The following is a 16,573-nucleotide window of genomic DNA, read 5'->3' as shown; positions in this document are numbered from 1 at the left end:
CGGGGCGTTTACTCCTTTGATGGTACTTTTTTTGTCATCGTTTATTGATCTAACTCACGAAAAATACTTCGGCCTGTGGAAATTGGTGTGATAACTTTGTCAGCATTATAGTCAATCATCTGATGGGCTCCCCAGGGGGCGAAGAGGACACGAAAATGACACCGTTTATGACCGAAGATTTTCTGCTTGATACCGAGTTTTCCCGCCGCCTGTACCACGATTACGCGAAAGACCAGCCGATTTTTGACTATCACTGCCACCTGCCGCCGCAGCAGATCGCGGAGAATTATCGCTTCAAAAATCTGTATGACATCTGGCTGAAAGGCGATCACTATAAATGGCGCGCGATGCGTACTAACGGCGTAGCCGAGCGTTTGTGCACCGGCGATGCTTCCGATCGCGAGAAATTTGACGCCTGGGCGGCCACCGTACCGCATACCATCGGTAACCCGTTATACCACTGGACGCATCTTGAGCTGCGCCGTCCTTTTGGTATTACAGGTAAGGTTCTCTCGCCGGCGACGGCGGATGAAATCTGGAATCAGTGCAACGATCTGCTGGCGCAGGATAGCTTTTCCGCTCGCGGCATCATGCAGCAGATGAACGTGAAAATGGTCGGCACCACCGACGATCCGGTCGATTCGCTGGAACATCACGCCGCCGTCGCTAAAGACAGTTCATTCTCCGTGAAAGTACTGCCGAGCTGGCGCCCGGACAAAGCCTTCAACATCGAACAGGCCACCTTCAACGACTACATGGCGAAGCTGGGCGAAGTGTCTGACACCGACATTCGCCGCTTTGCTGACCTCCAGTCCGCGCTGACCAAACGTCTGGATCACTTCGCCGCTCACGGTTGTAAAGTGTCTGACCACGCGCTCGACGTGGTGCTGTTCGCCGAAGCCAACGAAAGCGAACTGGATAGCATCCTGGCGCGTCGTCTGGCGGGTGAAGCCCTCAGCGAGCATGAAGTCGCGCAGTTCAAAACGGCGGTTCTGGTCTTCCTCGGCGCGGAATACGCCCGTCGCGGCTGGGTGCAGCAGTACCACATCGGCGCGCTGCGCAACAACAACCTGCGCCAGTTCAAACTGTTAGGGCCGGATGTAGGGTTTGACTCCATTAACGACCGTCCGATGGCGGAAGAGCTGTCCAAACTGCTCAGCAAACAGAACGAAGAAAACCTGCTGCCGAAAACGATCCTCTACTGCCTGAACCCGCGCGACAACGAAGTGCTGGGTACCATGATCGGCAATTTCCAGGGCGAAGGCATGCCGGGCAAGATGCAGTTCGGTTCCGGCTGGTGGTTCAACGATCAGAAAGACGGTATGGAACGTCAGATGACCCAGCTGGCGCAGCTTGGCCTGCTGAGCCGCTTTGTCGGGATGCTGACCGATAGCCGCAGCTTCCTCTCCTACACCCGTCATGAATACTTCCGCCGCATCCTGTGCCAGATGATTGGTCGCTGGGTTGAAGCGGGAGAAGCCCCGGCGGATATTCAGCTGCTGGGCGAGATGGTGAAAAATATTTGCTTTAACAATGCGCGTGACTACTTCGCCATTGAACTGAACTAAGACCAGAGGTCGGTTGATATGCAATACATTAAAATCCATTCGCACGATAACGTCGCGGTAGCGTTGGCGGATATGGCGGCAGGCACGGTAGTCACCATTGACGGCGATACGGTCACGTTGGCGCAGGATATTGCGCGCGGGCATAAGTTTACGCTGCGCGGCATTGCGAAGGGAGACAACGTCATTAAGTATGGTCTGCCGATAGGGCATGCGCTGGCGGATATTGCGCCGGGGGAACATATCCACTCCCATAATACGCGTACTAACTTAAGCGATCTCGACGCGTACAGCTATCAACCGGATCTGATCGAACCCGCCGCGCAGCCGGCGGATCGCGACATCCAGATTTATCGTCGCGCCAATGGTGAAGTCGGGGTGCGCAACGAGCTGTGGATCCTGCCGACCGTCGGCTGCGTTAACGCCATGGCGCGCCAGATGCAGAACCGTTTTCTGAAGGAAACCAACGACGCGGAAGGTATCGACGGCGTTCATCTCTTCAGCCATACCTACGGCTGCTCACAGCTCGGTGACGATCACATCAACACCCGTACCATGCTGCAAAATATGGTGCGCCACCCGAACGCCGGGGCGGTACTGGTGGTCGGCCTGGGCTGCGAAAACAATCAGGTTGATGCCTTCCGCGAAACGCTGGGCGAGTTCGACCCTGACCGCGTCCACTTTATGATCTGCCAGCACCAGGATGACGAAGTGGAAGCCGGGCTGGAGCATCTGCGCCAGCTATATGAAGTGATGCGCCACGACAAGCGCGAGCCGGGTAAGCTGAGCGAACTGAAGTTTGGTCTTGAGTGCGGCGGCTCTGACGGTTTGTCCGGCATCACCGCAAACCCGATGCTGGGCCGCTTCTCGGATTATCTGATTGCCAACGGCGGCACCACCGTGCTGACCGAAGTGCCGGAAATGTTCGGCGCCGAGCAGCTGCTGATGAGCCACTGTCGCGATGAAGAGACGTTTGGCAAGCTGGTGACGATGGTTAATGATTTCAAACAGTACTTTATCGCTCATGACCAGCCGATTTATGAGAATCCATCGCCGGGCAACAAAGCGGGCGGTATCACGACGCTGGAGGATAAGTCGCTGGGCTGCACGCAGAAAGCGGGCTCCAGCCAGGTGGTCGACGTCCTGCGCTATGGCGAGCGGCTAAAAGTGCACGGCCTGAACCTGCTGAGCGCCCCGGGCAACGATGCGGTTGCGACCAGCGCCCTGGCCGGCGCGGGCTGCCATATGGTGCTCTTCAGCACCGGTCGCGGCACGCCGTACGGCGGTTTTGTGCCAACGGTGAAAATTGCCACCAACAGCGAACTGGCGGCGAAGAAAAAACACTGGATCGACTTCGATGCCGGTCAGCTGATTCACGGTAAAGCGATGCCGCAGCTGCTGGAGGAGTTTGTCGATACCATTGTGGCTTTTGCGAACGGTAAGCAGACCTGCAATGAGCGTAATGATTTCCGCGAGCTGGCTATTTTCAAAAGCGGCGTCACCCTTTAATTACTCGTTATCTTTCACGCCACAGCTGCGGCGTGAAACCTTGTTGAGTAATAAAGGGAGTCGTTTCAAAAGCGGCGTTTCAGAGTATGATGCGCCGTTTTGTCTTATACCCTAAATAATTCGAGTTGCAGGACAAAACGGTTAACCGTTTTGAACAGCGCTTGCGCTGGCCCTGAAAGGGTGAGTCCCGTAGGGGCGAATCATGCGGCAAGTGAGCGAATCCCCGGGAGCTTACTGAAGTAAGTGACCGGGGTGAACGAACGCAGCTAACGCACATGCAACTTGAAGTATGACGGGTATATAAGGACTTTTCATGACCGCATACTGGCTTGCCCAGGGCGTCGGCGTTATCGCCTTTCTGATCGGGATTACGACCTTTTTCAACCGCGATGAGCGTCGCTTTAAGCTACAGCTGGCCGTCTATAGCGCCACCATTGGCGTGCATTTCTTTTTGATGGGCGCCTGGCCGGCGGGAATGAGCGCCGAGCTGAATACCGTCCGCACCCTGATCTCCATGCGCACCCGCAGGCTGTGGGTGATGGCCCTGTTTATCGTGCTCACCCTGGTGCTGGGGCTGGCGAAGCTGCAGCACGCCATGGAGCTGCTGCCGATTATTGGCACCCTGGCCAGTACCTGGGCGCTCTTTCGCTGCTCGGGTCTAACCGTCCGCTGCGTCATGTGGTGTTCGACCGCCTGCTGGGTGATCCACAACTTTTGGCTGGGCTCGATCGGCGGCACCCTGATTGAAGGCAGCTTCCTGTTGATGAACGGTCTGAATATCATCCGATTCCGGCGGATGCAAAAGCGCGGTATCGATCCGTTTAAAGCGGAAAAGGCGGGGCAGAAAGAGAACCCCTCCGCGCGTTAGCGGAGGGGAGAGGTGAGATTAACTGCGCAGGGCGTTTTTCGCCAGCTGTTCGTCTTCAGCGATACAGGCGGCGGCGGTGAACAGCGCATCGGTCGAGGAGTTCAGCGCGGTTTCGCAGGAGTCCTGCAGAACGCCGATGATGAAGCCCACGGCGACCACCTGCATGGCGATATCGTTCGGGATACCAAACATATTACAGGCCAGCGGGATCAGCAGCAGCGACCCGCCCGCCACGCCGGAGGCGCCGCAGGCGCACAGCGAGGCGACCACGCTCAGCAGCAGCGCGGTCGGCAGATCGACCGGAACATTCAGCGTGTGTACGGCCGCCAGGGTCAGAACCGTGATGGTAATCGCCGCGCCGGCCATGTTAATGGTCGCGCCCAGCGGAATAGAGACCGAATAGGTATCGCGATCCAGATTCAGCTTTTCGCACAGCGCCATATTCACCGGAATGTTGGCGGCGGAGCTGCGGGTAAAGAAGGCGTATACGCCGCTTTCGCGCAGGCAGGTCATCACTAGCGGATACGGGTTGCGGCGGATTTTCCAGAACACCAGCAGCGGGTTAATCACCAGCGCCACCAGCAGCATACAGCCAACCAGCACCAGCAGCAGCTGGGCATAGCCCCACAGGGTTTCAAAACCGGTCGTCGCCAGCGTGGAAGCGACCAGGCCGAAGATACCCAGCGGCGCAAAGCGAATCACCACCTTAACGATAAAGGTAACCGCGTGGGACATGTCGTTAATCAGATTTTTGGTGGTTTCATTGCCGTGGCGCAGCGCGAATCCTAAACCGACGGCCCATACCAGAATTCCGATATAGTTGGCGTTCAGCAGCGCGTCAATGGGGTTAGAAACCATGCTCATCAGCAGCCCGCGCAGGACTTCGACGATACCCGACGGTGGGGTGATGCTCTCTGCCGCCGCGTTCAGGTGCAGCGTTGACGGAAAGAGGAAGCTGAACAGCACCGCGGTTAACGCGGCGGCAAAAGTCCCCAGCAGATAGAGGAACAGAATCGGGCGAATGCTGGTTTTCTGCCCCTGCTGATGGTTGGCGATAGAGGCCATGACCAGCATCAGTACCAGCACCGGCGCCACCGCTTTCAGCGCGCCGACGAACAGCGTCCCCAGCAGTCCAACCGCCACGGCGGCCGGTTTTGAGACCGTCGCCAGCAGTACGCCGAGTACCAGACCAATTAAAATTTGTTTGACCAGACTGCCCTGAGCCAGTCGCCGTAGCAGGGTCGATCGGGGTGATGGGGTTGCCATAATTCATTCCTTCCAGTGATGTCGCTGTCCGTCCCGGCTACGTATTATTTGTAACGTTTATGTCCGGATGTAAATAGATGTTTGCCTGGTTGAGTATACGGAAAGAACGCTTCTGGGGAAGGGTAAAATGCTGTTTATCGCGCTGGGATCTTATTTTTTAACTATGTATTAACTATTTTGTGACATGAGTAAGAATAATGCGCGGCAAACGTTGCCGACCGGGTGAAACGGGTCTTCACCCGGCCGTTTACGTCTTACTGCAGCTGTTTTTTCCGATCGTTCTGCTTATTGACCCAGGCGTTGATCAGCAGCGTCAACGCCAGAATACCGCCGACCACGCCCAGCGAAATGCCGATGGGAATATGGTAAAAATCGACAATCAGCATCTTGATGCCGATAAACACCAGAATCACCGACAGGCCGTACTTCAGCATGGAGAAACGCTCCGCGACGCCCGCCAGCAGGAAATACATCGCGCGCAGGCCGAGAATCGCGAACAGGTTTGAGGTCAGCACGATAAACGGATCGGTGGTCACGGCGAAGATGGCCGGAATGCTGTCGACGGCAAAGATAACGTCGCTCAGCTCGACCAGGATCAGCACCAGCAGCAGCGGCGTGGCGTAGATAACGCCGTTTTTGCGGGTAAAGAAGCGTTCACCTTCGATTTTATCCGTCATGCGCAGATGATTGCGGATCCAGCGTACCAGCGGTTTATCGCCGATCCCGGAATCGTCCTCTTTCGCCAGCGCCATCTTCACGCCGGTAAACAGCAGGAATGCGCCGAAGACGTAGAGCAGCCATTCAAACTGAGAAATCAGCCAGCTGCCGGCGAAGATCATGATCGTACGCAGCACGATCGCGCCCAGTACGCCGTAAACCAGCACTCTGCGCTGTAGCGCAGGCGGAACGGCAAAGTAGCTGAACAGCATCAGCCAGACGAAGACGTTATCCACGGCCAGCGCTTTCTCGATCAGATAGCCGGTGAGGAACGCCAGCGCTTGCGGGTCGGCCACGGCGCGACCTTCGGTCTGCACCAGATACCACCAGAAAGCGGCGTTAAACAGCAGCGAGAGGGTAACCCAGAGAATGGACCAGCCAGCGGCCTGCTTCATGGTCATGCTATGCGCACCACGCCGTCCCTGCAGCAGCAGATCGATAGCCAGCATGATGACCACGACCACTGCGAATCCGCCCCATAATAACGGTGTGCCGACAGTATTCATTACTATTTTCCTTACATAAAAACAAAACGGCTGACGTCGGAAGACGGCAGCCGCTGCGCTTTTATGCATAGACCTCGCCTTCCGGCAAGGTCTCACTTACAACAAGAATCTGTTGCCCGGCGACCGGATGCGGTTTTTCACGCATCGTAATGACGATCGGCCGGCAAGGAAGTTACTCCCCTTTGCGCGTAACAAAGTATTACAGGTTATAAATGGCGTCAATGGAGGCCGACGGACCATTTACACAGCTTTACGCCACCGGTTGACTATCCGCCGGGAAGACCACGCCGGTCTGGCGACGAATTTCGCTCAGCAGCTTCGCCGTGATGCGGCTCACTTCCAGACCCGGATGAGCCACCTCGTTGGCTTCGACCAGACGAGCGAACTCCTCCGCTTCATACAGCATCGTATTGATATGCTGCGGCTGGGTGAGATCCTGAGGCTTGCCGCCGCGCGGCACGAAGCAGACTTTCTGGCATTCGGAGATTTTTTCGATCACCAGCGCGCCGGCTTCGCCCTGAATTTCGCTGGGGATGGCGGAATCGCTGACCTTCGAGTGGTGCAGGGTGACATCAAAATCCCCGTAGCTGAGAACGACCGTGCCCTGGCCATCGACGCCGCTCTCCAGCAGACTGGCGGTTGCGTGCACCGCGCGAGGCTCGCCCCACAGCGCCACCGCGGAGGCCAGACAGTAAAAGCCGATGTCCATAATCGAGCCGTTAGAGAAGGCCGGATTGAAGGTGTTGGGATTTTCACCGTCGAGATAGCGCTGATAGCGGGAAGAGTACTGGCAGTAGTTAATAAAGGCTTTGCGCAGCTTGCCGATCTTGTCGAACGACTGTTTAAGCAGCTGGAAGTTTGGCAGGCTGGCGGTTTTGAACGCTTCGAAGAGCACCACGTTATTTTCCCGCGCCGTTTTGATCGCGGCTTCAACTTCCTGCAGGTTCGAGGCCAGCGGTTTTTCGCAAATCACGTGCTTTTTATGGCGCAGAAACAGGCGGGTTTGCGGGAAGTGCAGCGAGTTTGGGCTGGCGATATAGACCGCGTCAACGTCAGGGCTTTGCGCTAAATCTTCCAGCGAAGTGAACAGATGTTCGACGGGATAGTCGCTGGCGAAGGCCTGGGCTTGCTCAAGGCTGCGGGAGTAGATGGCGGTGAGTTTATATTTGCCGGTTTCATGGGCGGCATCGACAAACTGCTTGGTTATCCAGTTTGTGCCAACAACTGCGAAACGTATCATAAACGTTGACGAACTCCGTAAAAGGGACCTTTCGTCACTGTAGCACGCCATCATGACAAAACCAGTGCGCTATGGCGCAGAAGCTCGAAGAGTGGTGAGTTGTCTGATGTACGCATAAAGCGTACAATTAATGTGTACAATTCAAGCCGGGAGAAATTTATGCGCTCATACAGTACATCTGAAGCCAGACAGAATATTGCGGCCGTCATGGACGCCGCTGCCAGCGGAGAACCGATTGAAATTACACGGCGTGATGGAACGTCTAATGTTTTGATCAGTAAGGCGGAATATGAAACGTTTATGAATGCCAAACTTGATGCGGAGTTTGATTTTATTATGCAGCGACACGGCCGCACAGTTAAGGCGTTGACCGATCGATGAAATGGGTGAGCGCAAGCGAAGTCATTGCCTTTCATGATCGCATTTTACAACATCTCCCCGGCGTTAAAGGTATGTCCGATCCTGGTCGGGCGGAAGCCATAATTTATCGTGTACAGAACCGCTTTCACTATGAAGGGGTGAACGACATTTTTGAACTGGCTGCAACCTATTGGGTCGCTATCGCGCGTGGGCACATTTTTAATGATGGTAATAAGAGGACTGCTTTTTTTATCACCATGACGTTCCTGGCCCGCAATGGGTATCTTATCGCTGATGAAGATACCCGGTTGGAAGAACTCACTGTGCTGGCTGCGACAGGCGAAGCTACGGTAGTGGTTCTTGCTGATGCGTTACGGCAATTGGCGCTCTAACGAAAGCTGGGTCAGCCACAGGCGGGTATCAAACTCCAGCTGATGGTACTGCGGCTCCATATGGCAGCACAGCTGATAGAACGCTTTGTTGTGCTCTTTTTCCTTCAGGTGCGCCAGCTCGTGCACCACGATCATCCGCAGAAAATCCTCCGGCGCATCGCGAAAGACGGTGGCGACGCGAATTTCGGCTTTGGCCTTCAGCTTGCCGCCCTGAACGCGGGAGATGGCGGTATGCAGGCCGAGCGCGTTGTTGAGCACGTGGATCTTGTTGTCGTACATCACCTTATTGATCGGCGCCGCGCCGCGCAGATAGCGGGACTTCAGATCCTGGGTATACTGGTACAGCGCTTTATCGTTGTTGATATCGTGGCCCTGCGGATAGCGCTTTTTCAGCACCTCGCCGAGACGGTTCTGTTCGATTAACGCGGTGACCTGCGCAAGCAGGGATTCAGGGTAGCCCTGGAGATAGGTTAAAGTGCTCATGCAGCCTGTTTGGGTCATTCAGCGACAACTGCCGGGGATTCTAGCACCCCGCGCGGGCAGGATGCCAGAAAGGCGGCGTTACTCGATTATCGCGTCTTCTACCGCCCGGTAGCTAAAGAAGTCAAACAGCGCCTCTTTACGATGCAGCATGCTATCCACGCAGGCCATGCCGACAAACGCGCCGGTAAACTCGCCGTAGCGGCTGTATTCATCGGAAAAATGCGAGGTGTCGTAGACCGCGCCGATGTTTTGGTATTTTTCGCCATCCGCGGACCACGAGCATTGTATCTCCCGGCCGTTAATCGCCATCGCCAGATAGACTTCTCCCTCCGCAAGGCGGATTTTCTGCGGGTCGTCGTGACGCTCGCCGTTATCCATATAAATGATGGCCAGCTGCGCTGCGCCGGAGGCTTCATCCCAGGTTTTATGCAAAAACAGATAGTTCATGTTGTCGTAATAGAGCGTCAGGCCGGCGCTGTGCTGATAAATCTCCGGGCTGAACTCCATCTTCGTGACGATGGTGGCGTATACCGAGGTGAGCTTTTTCGCCAGCAGGCTGACTTTATTGAGCGAGCTCAGCGACTCCTGGCCGCGTAAGGCAAGGTAGCCTGCTTTACGTTCAAGGCTGGTAAAGCGCTGAAGGCGGATCCGCGGCGCATAGAAGGCGTTATCCAGCGTCTGCCCATCAAAATCATCCCTGTCTGGTTTAGCCGGAAACGGCTGAGAAGGCAGATTAGACTCTTCCACCTGGTGCTGAGCGAGGTTCCCCCCGGCCGCCATGCGCAGCCAGCCATCGTCGCTCCATACCATCTTTTGTATCGCCGTCTCGCGGCCCAGCGGGCAGCGCAGCACCTGGCGGAAGGGCCTGCTGCAAAGATGGGTTAACCAGACTTCGCCCGTCGGGGTCTCGACGTAGCTGCCGTGCCCGGCTTTTTGCAGATAGGTTTGCGGATTGAAGTAGTGTGGTTTGAGATGGTCTGCGTCGTGGCGCGCGTTATAGTTCTCCGGCCAGGAGGTGACGATGGGGTTTTGCGGATCGCCTTCATAGGGGCCGGCGACCTGCGTTGCGCGCGCCATAGTGACCGCATGGCCGTAGCCGGTGCCGCCTTCGGCGACCATCAGGTAGTAATAGTCGCCGCGGCGCGTCAAATGCGGTGCTTCAATACAGCCGCGATCGGTACCGCCGCGCCAGATCCGCTGCGGATAGCCGACAACGCTTCGCGTTTGCGGCGAATACTCCACCAGGCAAATGGCGCCCGGTTTTTCGTAACCTTCGCGGGTTTCCCACTCCAGGGATACGATCCATTTTTTTCCGTCGGTGTCGTGCAAAATGGAGGCATCGAACCCGGCAGAGTGGAGATAAACCGGCTCACTCCACGGGCCGGTGATTTCACTGGCGGTAATAAGATAGTTATCTACATCGAAATAACGTGAATTCATGGAATTCATCACGCCATAAATAACGTAGAACAGCTTTTCCTCTTCACACCAGGTCAGGCTCGGTGCCCAAATGCCTTTGGCGGAGGGCAGCTTTTTTAAATCCGGATTATTATCATCGGTAAGAACGTGGGTAAGTAATTGCCAATGTTTTAAATCCCTCGAATGATAAACCGGCAGACCGGGAAACCATTCAAAGGAAGAGACCGCCACATAATAATCATCGCCGCGCCGACAGATACTGGGGTCAGGATTAAAACCTTTAAAAACAGGATTCTGAATCATCGTATTTACCCTTAATGCGCAAAATATAGCGATGATTGTAAATAGGCGATGGCGACGGGGATATATAGACTCTGGCTATTTATATAATAAACGTCTACTCATCCGGTGATGCGGCTCACAAAAACGCGTTATTTCTCCGCCTGACGCCCTACGGCATCGGTGCTTCTGACTTTGTGACGGAAGGCCAGCGGGGTGTCGTTCATCATCTCTTTAAACTTGAGGCAGAAGTAGGCGCTGTCGGTGAAGCCGGCGCTTTGCGAGATATCGCTAATCTTCAGGTCGGTGTTGGTCAGTAGATTGATAGCGATATTCAGTTTGCGCAGCAGCATAAATTTTTTGAAGCTGATGCCGAAGGCGGATTTAAAGGTGCGGGAAAACCAGGATTTCGACCACCGGCAGCGGCGGGCGGCTTCTTCGGTTGTCATCTCAAAATTTTCATTTTCATCAATAGATTGCAGAAGTTCGATCAGCTCGCTCAGATAGCGATGGTTGGTGCGTTCGGTAATGGGGACGGAATCTTTCAGGCTATTAAAGGCGTGCAGCAGTACGCTCTGCATCAGGGAGCGAAACAGCGAATCGGTAAAGTCGCTGAACTCGCCGCACCAGCTCAGCAACAGCTCCAGGCGCTCGGCTTCCTCGCCGGAAAGGTAAGCGACCGCGCCGCAGTGGGCGGCGGGGAGCGACAGGTCGTATCCCTCGAGCCACTCTTTTTCGAATTGCATAAGATAACGCTTGTGGCTGGCGGTGGCCGGGAGCGTCATTTCATGGATCAGTAAGGCGGGGACGAAAACCAGGGTATTGTTTTTTATCGTAAATTTCTCATCACCAATCGAATAGCTGCCCTCCGACTCTCGGAACCACATCAGTTCGTCCATCATATGAAAATGCGGGACTACGTTTATGCCATTGAAATCGTTTATGTTATCTACCCGCAGGGTAAATAGCTCGCCGGCGCCCACGGGGATCTTTTCGAAAACGGGAGATTCATCACTCATCGGGTACACTCTTCTTATATTTAACAGGATGATTTATACATAATCGGTAAGCCCTAAGCAATAACGTACAGAGGACAAATATTAACGATCTTTCTGGCGGAGGCGCGATGAACACTGCCCGTATCAGTATTAAAGAAAAATTTAGCTATGGGTTAGGGGATACCGGCTGTAATTTAGTCTGGCAGACAGTGATGCTGTTTATGGCCTGGTTTTATACCGACGTATTTGGTTTAAGTCCGGCGCATATGGGGACCATGTTTCTCGCAGTCAGGGTATTAGACGCGGTCACCGATGTATTAATGGGGGCGGTGGCGGACCGTACCCGGACTAAATATGGGCAATTCCGCCCTTATATTTTATGGTTCGCGATTCCTTTTGGCGTACTTTGCTGCTTAACGTTTTATACGCCGGATTTCGGCTATACCGGCAAGCTGATTTACGCCTATGTTTCTTATACCTTATTATCGCTGGTCTATACGGCGATTAACGTTCCGTATTGCGCGATGATCAATAATATCTCTAACGATTCCCGCGAGCGCGTTTCGCTTCAGTCCTGGCGCTTTGCGCTCAGTACGCTCGGCGGTCTGATTGTCTCGCTGACCGCGCTGCCGCTGGTGGCCTGGCTGGGTCAGGGTAATGTGCAAAACGGCTATTTTTACACCATGATTGTGATGGGGTGCCTGAGCATCATTCTGTTCTTTATCTGCTTCGGCCTGACGAAAGAGCGCTACACCACGGATATCGCGGTCAACAATCAAAGCAGCATTCTTGACGATCTGAAAACCCTGCTCGCCAACAAGGACTGGCGCATTCTCTTCGCGCTCAACGTCGTTAACCTGATTGCGGTGCTGTTTAAAGGCGGGACCACGCTCTATTACGTCAACAACATTATGGGGCGGGCGGATCTGGGCAGTCTGCTGCTGACCACCACCCTGGCTTCCGGCGTGCTGGGGGCGATGCTCTCCCCGTTTATCTTTAAAAATATTGATAAAGTGAAAGGGTTTAAAATCTCGATGGCCATCGAGGCGGCGCTGCTGATAGGCATGTACTTCGTCCCGGCGGGGAACGTGGCCGCTATCTTTGCGCTGGTGATTATCATCAATATTATTCAGCTGGCCGCCACGCCGCTGCAGTGGAGCATGCTGTCCGATATTATCGATGCGGAAGAGAAACGCAGCGGTAAAAAGCTCAGCGGGATCGTTTTTTCAACGAACCTGTTTGCCATCAAGCTGGGGATCGCCATCGGCGGCGCGCTGGTGGGCTATATGCTGGCATGGGGCGACTACGTTGGCGGCGCAGCGCAGCAAACCGACTCCGCGCTGCAGATGATCAAGCTGCTGTTCACCGTCTTCCCCGGGGTGCTGGTGGCGCTGCTGATTGTTATCATGAGCAAGTACAGCCTGGACGATAAACGCCTGTCGCGCCTGGCGCAGGACGACATCCCGGCGTAATGGACTGTCGCCCGGCAGATGGAGATAATCGGCGCATCTCTATTCTACTGGGCGAAGTTTGCGTATAAACTCGCGGGTTTTAGTGTTCCGGAGGCACAAAGGCGATGAGCCAGGTAGAGTTAAACGGTGAGTTATTCACATTAGAGCGGTTCCCGCCGAATGCTGAAGAGGAAGCGCTTCAGGCGTGGGAAGCGGCGGATGAATATCTGCTGCAACAGGTGAATGACGTCGACGGCCTGACGCTCATTTTCAATGACAGCTTTGGCGCGCTGGGCTGCGCGCTGGCGGAACGCAACCCGGTCAGCATCAACGATTCCTACGTATCTGAGCTGGCGACCCGCTACAACCTGCGGATGAACGGCATTGATGAAGAGAGCGTACGTTTTCAGGATCCCCTGAGCGAACTGCCTGCCGCGCCGGCGCTGGTGCTCATTAAGGTTCCGAAGCAGCTGGCGCTGCTGGAGCAGCAGCTGCGCGCGCTGTGCGAGGTTGTCACGCCGGAAACCCGCATCATCGCCGCCGCGAAAGCGCGGGATGTCCACAATTCCACCCTGGCGCTGTTTGAGAAGATCCTGGGCACCACCACCACATCGCTGGCATGGAAAAAGGCGCGGCTGATTTTCTGTACCTTTACCGCGCCTGAGGTGGCCGATGCGCCGCAAACCTACAGCTGGCCGCTGGACGGTACGCCGTGGACGATTCACAACCACGCCAACGTGTTCGCCCGCAGCGGCCTGGATATTGGCGCGCGCTTCTTCCTGGAGCATCTGCCGGCAAATATTGAAGGCGAGATCGCCGATCTTGGCTGCGGCAACGGCGTGATTGGCCTGAAAGCGCTGGCTTTAAACCCGGACGCCCGGGTGATGTTTACCGATGAGTCCTATATGGCGGTCGCTTCCAGCCGGCTGAACGTCGAAACCAATATGCCGGATGACCTCGAGCGCTGCGAGTTTGTGGTGAATAACGCGCTGTCCGATATTGAGCCGGACCGCTTCGCCGCCATCCTCTGCAACCCGCCGTTTCATCAGCAGCATGCGATCACCGATCATATTGCCTGGCAGATGTTTAACGACGCCCGCCGCAGTCTGAAGTACGGCGGCGAGCTGTATGTTGTCGGTAACCGCCATCTCGATTATTTCCGCAAGCTGAAGCGCGCGTTCGGTAACTGCACGACGATCGCCACCAATAATAAATTTGTGGTATTGAAAGCGACAAAGGTGCGCAAACAGCGCTGAGCGTTATCGGTTTCCCCGGCTTGCGGCTGACGCCTTAGCCGGGCTACCGGCTGATACCTTAGTCGGGCTACCGGCCGGGTTTCCTTTCCTAAATCGACAGCGCCAGCCGGGTGCCCTGAGCGATTGCCCGCCGGGCGTCCAGCTCCATCGCCACGTCGCAGCCGCCAATCAAATGCACCGTTTTACCCGCCGCCTGCAGCGGATCGGCCAGCTCGCGGCGGGGATCCTGACCGGCGCAGATAATCACATGATCAACGTTAAGCACCTGAGATTCGCCGCCGATCGTCACATGTAGGCCGGCATCATCGATCCGTTGATAGCTGACGCCGGGTATCATTTTGACGCCGCGGGCCAGCAGGGTGGCGCGGTGGATCCAGCCGGTGGTTTTCCCCAGCCCGTCGCCGGGCTTGCTGGTTTTGCGCTGCAGCATCACGATCTGGCGCGGGCTTTTAGCCAGCTGCACCCCCTCCGGGCGTAATCCGCCCGCGCTCTGCAGGCTGGTATCGATCCCCCATTCCGCACAGAACTCGCCAATATTCTGGCTGGTTGCGATGCCGGACTGGCTGAGGTACATGGCGGTATCAAAGCCGATCCCGCCGCAGCCGATAATCGCCACCTTCTCGCCGACCGGCGCTTTATCACGCAGGACATCGAGGTAGCTCAGTACCTTCGGATGATCGATCCCGGCGATATCCGGCATCCGCGGGGCGATCCCGGTGGCGAGGATAATCTCATCAAATGCCCGCAGATCGTCGGCCGTCACCCGGGTTTCAAGCCGCAGCGCGACGCCGGTAAGATCCAGCATCCGGCGGTAATAACGCAGAGTTTCATGGAACTCCTCTTTGCCGGGGATCTGTTTGGCGATAGTAAACTGGCCGCCAATCTCATGGTGCCCGTCAAAGAGCGTCACCTGATGCCCGCGCGAGGCGGCGTTAACGGCAAAGGCCAGGCCGGCAGGACCGGCGCCGACTACCGCCAGCCGCTTCGGTGCGGTCGCGGGCGCTATCGGCATCAGGGTTTCATGGCAGGCGCGCGGGTTGACCAGACACGAGGTGACTTTACCGGCGAAGATCCGATCGAGGCAGGCCTGGTTGCAGCCAATACAGGTATTGATCTCATCCGCCCGCCCGCTCTGTGCTTTGGAGAGAAATTCGCTGTCGGCGAGGAAAGGGCGGGCCATCGATACCATGTCGGCGTCTCCGCGGGCCAGGATCGCCTCCGCCACGGCGGGATCGTTAATCCGGTTGGTGGTGACCAGCGGGATCGACACCGCGCCTTTCAGCTTGCGGGTGACCCAGCTAAACGCGCCGCGCGGTACCGGAGTGGCGATGGTGGGAATGCGCGCCTCGTGCCAGCCGATGCCGGTATTGATAATCGTGGCCCCGGCGGCCTCAATCGCTTTCGCCAGCGCGGTGACCTCCGCCAGGGTGCTGCCGCCGCTGACCAGGTCGAGCATCGACAGGCGGTAGACAATAATAAAATCGCTGCCCGCGCGCTCCCGCACGGCTCTGACCACCTCTACGGCAAAACGCATGCGTCGGGCGTAGTCGCCGCCCCACTGGTCGTCGCGCAGGTTGGTGCGCGCGGCAAGAAATTCGTTAATCAGATAGCCTTCCGAGCCCATCACTTCGACGCCGTCGTACCCGGCTTCCCGCGCCAGCTGGGCGCAGCGGGCAAAATCATCGATCAGCTGTAAGATCTCTTCGTGGCTCAGTTCGTGAGGCGTAAAGGGGTTGATCGGCGCCTGCAGCGCGGAAGGAGCCACCAGCTGCGGCTGGTAGCTGTAGCGCCCGGTATGCAGGATCTGCAGCGCGATTTTGCCGCCCTCTTCGTGTACTGCATCGGTGATATGGCGGTGATGAGCGAGATGGCTGGCGTCGTTAAGCACCGCGCCGCCGGCCATGGTGACGCCGGAAGGCGCCGGGGCAATCCCGCCGGTGACGATCAGCGCCACCCCGTGGCGGGCGCGCTCGGCGTAAAACGCCGCCAGCCGCTGTGCGCCGTCCGGCAGCTCCTCCAGGCCAGTGTGCATCGAGCCCATCAACACGCGGTTTTTGAGCGTTGTGAACCCCAGGTCAAGCGGGGCGAAAAGCGACGGGTAGCGGCTCATAATCTCTTCCAGTGTAAAATTATTGTTATGTGGTCGGATGAGTTACTAATTTAGCCGCCGCGGGCGAAAAGGGAAAAGGGGAGTGCGGCGATTGTGATGGGATTCAAAGAACGGCGGAAGGTTCTCCCTTACCCCGGCCCTCTCCCTCCGGGAG

The 16,573-nt window shown here is 56.3% G+C and carries 14 protein-coding genes; 7 read left to right on the top strand and 7 right to left on the bottom strand.

Going from position 1 to position 16,573, the window contains the following annotated elements; genetic code table 11:
- Positions 1-155 precede the first annotated feature (155 nt).
- The 3 genes from uxaC (at position 156) to ABLU67_RS13000 (ending at position 3,942) form a co-directional block, all read left to right on the top strand.
- A complete protein-coding gene (gene uxaC, locus ABLU67_RS13010; protein ID WP_025108313.1) occupies positions 156-1,568 on the top strand; it encodes a glucuronate isomerase in 1,413 nt (470 codons plus the stop codon).
- Positions 1,569-1,586: 18 nt separating this feature from the next.
- The gene (locus ABLU67_RS13005) at positions 1,587-3,074 is read left to right on the top strand and encodes an altronate dehydratase family protein (RefSeq protein ID WP_014226935.1); all 1,488 of its coding nucleotides are present in this window, start codon (positions 1,587-1,589) and stop codon (positions 3,072-3,074) included.
- A 313-nt stretch (positions 3,075-3,387) separates the two neighbouring features.
- Positions 3,388-3,942: a YgjV family protein gene (locus tag ABLU67_RS13000; protein ID WP_014226934.1), complete on the top strand. Its 555-nt coding sequence runs from the start codon at positions 3,388-3,390 to the stop codon at positions 3,940-3,942.
- Positions 3,943-3,960: 18 nt separating this feature from the next.
- On the opposite strand, the gene sstT is transcribed toward ABLU67_RS13000, so the two are convergent.
- The 3 genes from sstT to ABLU67_RS12985 form a co-directional block, all read right to left on the bottom strand.
- Entirely contained in the window at positions 3,961-5,208 is a 1,248-nt protein-coding gene (gene sstT / locus ABLU67_RS12995; protein ID WP_004105963.1) for a serine/threonine transporter SstT, read from the bottom strand.
- A gap of 254 nt (positions 5,209-5,462) precedes the next feature.
- Positions 5,463-6,431 (bottom strand): TerC family protein, encoded by a 969-nt coding sequence (locus tag ABLU67_RS12990; RefSeq protein ID WP_048260487.1) that lies wholly within the window; start codon positions 6,429-6,431, stop codon positions 5,463-5,465.
- Positions 6,432-6,681: 250 nt separating this feature from the next.
- On the bottom strand, positions 6,682-7,671 hold the full coding sequence (locus ABLU67_RS12985) for a Gfo/Idh/MocA family oxidoreductase (protein ID WP_057173194.1): 990 nt from the start codon (positions 7,669-7,671) through the stop codon (positions 6,682-6,684).
- A gap of 159 nt (positions 7,672-7,830) precedes the next feature.
- On the opposite strand from ABLU67_RS12985, the gene ABLU67_RS12980 reads away from it, so the two are divergent.
- Complete coding sequence (locus ABLU67_RS12980; protein ID WP_004105957.1) at positions 7,831-8,052, top strand: type II toxin-antitoxin system prevent-host-death family antitoxin; 222 nt, start codon at positions 7,831-7,833, stop codon at positions 8,050-8,052.
- Positions 8,049-8,423 (top strand): type II toxin-antitoxin system death-on-curing family toxin, encoded by a 375-nt coding sequence (locus ABLU67_RS12975; RefSeq protein WP_004105955.1) that lies wholly within the window; start codon positions 8,049-8,051, stop codon positions 8,421-8,423. Before ABLU67_RS12980 ends, ABLU67_RS12975 begins: the two co-directional genes overlap by 4 nt.
- Here ABLU67_RS12975 and ABLU67_RS12970 read toward each other — a convergent pair.
- The 3 genes from ABLU67_RS12970 to ABLU67_RS12960 all read right to left on the bottom strand — a co-directional run bounded on the left by ABLU67_RS12970 (position 8,403) and on the right by ABLU67_RS12960 (position 11,623).
- On the bottom strand, positions 8,403-8,906 hold the full coding sequence (locus ABLU67_RS12970) for a M48 family metallopeptidase (protein WP_004105953.1): 504 nt from the start codon (positions 8,904-8,906) through the stop codon (positions 8,403-8,405). The genes ABLU67_RS12975 and ABLU67_RS12970 overlap by 21 nt on opposite strands.
- A 78-nt stretch (positions 8,907-8,984) precedes the next feature.
- Entirely contained in the window at positions 8,985-10,628 is a 1,644-nt protein-coding gene (locus ABLU67_RS12965; protein WP_224266337.1) for a glycoside hydrolase family 43 protein, read from the bottom strand.
- A gap of 128 nt (positions 10,629-10,756) precedes the next feature.
- Entirely contained in the window at positions 10,757-11,623 is an 867-nt protein-coding gene (locus tag ABLU67_RS12960) for an AraC family transcriptional regulator (protein WP_348852324.1), read from the bottom strand.
- A gap of 107 nt (positions 11,624-11,730) precedes the next feature.
- Between ABLU67_RS12960 and ABLU67_RS12955 the strand changes: the two genes are divergently transcribed.
- A complete protein-coding gene (locus ABLU67_RS12955; protein WP_025108308.1) occupies positions 11,731-13,074 on the top strand; it encodes a glycoside-pentoside-hexuronide (GPH):cation symporter in 1,344 nt (447 codons plus the stop codon).
- Positions 13,075-13,178: 104 nt separating this feature from the next.
- On the top strand, positions 13,179-14,309 hold the full coding sequence (gene rlmG, locus ABLU67_RS12950) for a 23S rRNA (guanine(1835)-N(2))-methyltransferase RlmG (RefSeq protein ID WP_219539043.1): 1,131 nt from the start codon (positions 13,179-13,181) through the stop codon (positions 14,307-14,309).
- A gap of 88 nt (positions 14,310-14,397) precedes the next feature.
- Here rlmG and ABLU67_RS12945 read toward each other — a convergent pair whose 3' ends face one another.
- On the bottom strand, positions 14,398-16,419 hold the full coding sequence (locus ABLU67_RS12945) for an NADPH-dependent 2,4-dienoyl-CoA reductase (protein WP_207172185.1): 2,022 nt from the start codon (positions 16,417-16,419) through the stop codon (positions 14,398-14,400).
- Positions 16,420-16,573: the final 154 nt, after the last annotated feature.

This window comes from Klebsiella sp. GN_Kp190 (genome assembly GCF_040061795.1).
GTDB lineage: Bacteria > Pseudomonadota > Gammaproteobacteria > Enterobacterales > Enterobacteriaceae > Klebsiella > Klebsiella michiganensis.
The sequence above is the reverse complement of the archived record's forward strand: the minus strand, read 5'-3'. Positions and strand labels throughout refer to the sequence as shown.

Bases quoted from the DNA above. Each gene is read 5' to 3' on its own strand.
- uxaC (WP_025108313.1), top strand. From the start codon at position 156: ATGACACCGTTTATGACCGAAGATTTTCTGCTTGATACCGAGTTTTCC.
- ABLU67_RS13005 (WP_014226935.1), top strand. From the start codon at position 1,587: ATGCAATACATTAAAATCCATTCGCACGATAACGTCGCGGTAGCGTTG.
- ABLU67_RS13000 (WP_014226934.1), top strand. From the start codon at position 3,388: ATGACCGCATACTGGCTTGCCCAGGGCGTCGGCGTTATCGCCTTTCTG.
- sstT (WP_004105963.1), bottom strand. From the start codon at position 5,208: ATGGCAACCCCATCACCCCGATCGACCCTGCTACGGCGACTGGCTCAG.
- ABLU67_RS12990 (WP_048260487.1), bottom strand. From the start codon at position 6,431: ATGAATACTGTCGGCACACCGTTATTATGGGGCGGATTCGCAGTGGTC.
- ABLU67_RS12985 (WP_057173194.1), bottom strand. From the start codon at position 7,671: ATGATACGTTTCGCAGTTGTTGGCACAAACTGGATAACCAAGCAGTTT.
- ABLU67_RS12980 (WP_004105957.1), top strand. From the start codon at position 7,831: ATGCGCTCATACAGTACATCTGAAGCCAGACAGAATATTGCGGCCGTC.
- ABLU67_RS12975 (WP_004105955.1), top strand. From the start codon at position 8,049: ATGAAATGGGTGAGCGCAAGCGAAGTCATTGCCTTTCATGATCGCATT.
- ABLU67_RS12970 (WP_004105953.1), bottom strand. From the start codon at position 8,906: ATGAGCACTTTAACCTATCTCCAGGGCTACCCTGAATCCCTGCTTGCG.
- ABLU67_RS12965 (WP_224266337.1), bottom strand. From the start codon at position 10,628: ATGATTCAGAATCCTGTTTTTAAAGGTTTTAATCCTGACCCCAGTATC.
- ABLU67_RS12960 (WP_348852324.1), bottom strand. From the start codon at position 11,623: ATGAGTGATGAATCTCCCGTTTTCGAAAAGATCCCCGTGGGCGCCGGC.
- ABLU67_RS12955 (WP_025108308.1), top strand. From the start codon at position 11,731: ATGAACACTGCCCGTATCAGTATTAAAGAAAAATTTAGCTATGGGTTA.
- rlmG (WP_219539043.1), top strand. From the start codon at position 13,179: ATGAGCCAGGTAGAGTTAAACGGTGAGTTATTCACATTAGAGCGGTTC.
- ABLU67_RS12945 (WP_207172185.1), bottom strand. From the start codon at position 16,419: ATGAGCCGCTACCCGTCGCTTTTCGCCCCGCTTGACCTGGGGTTCACA.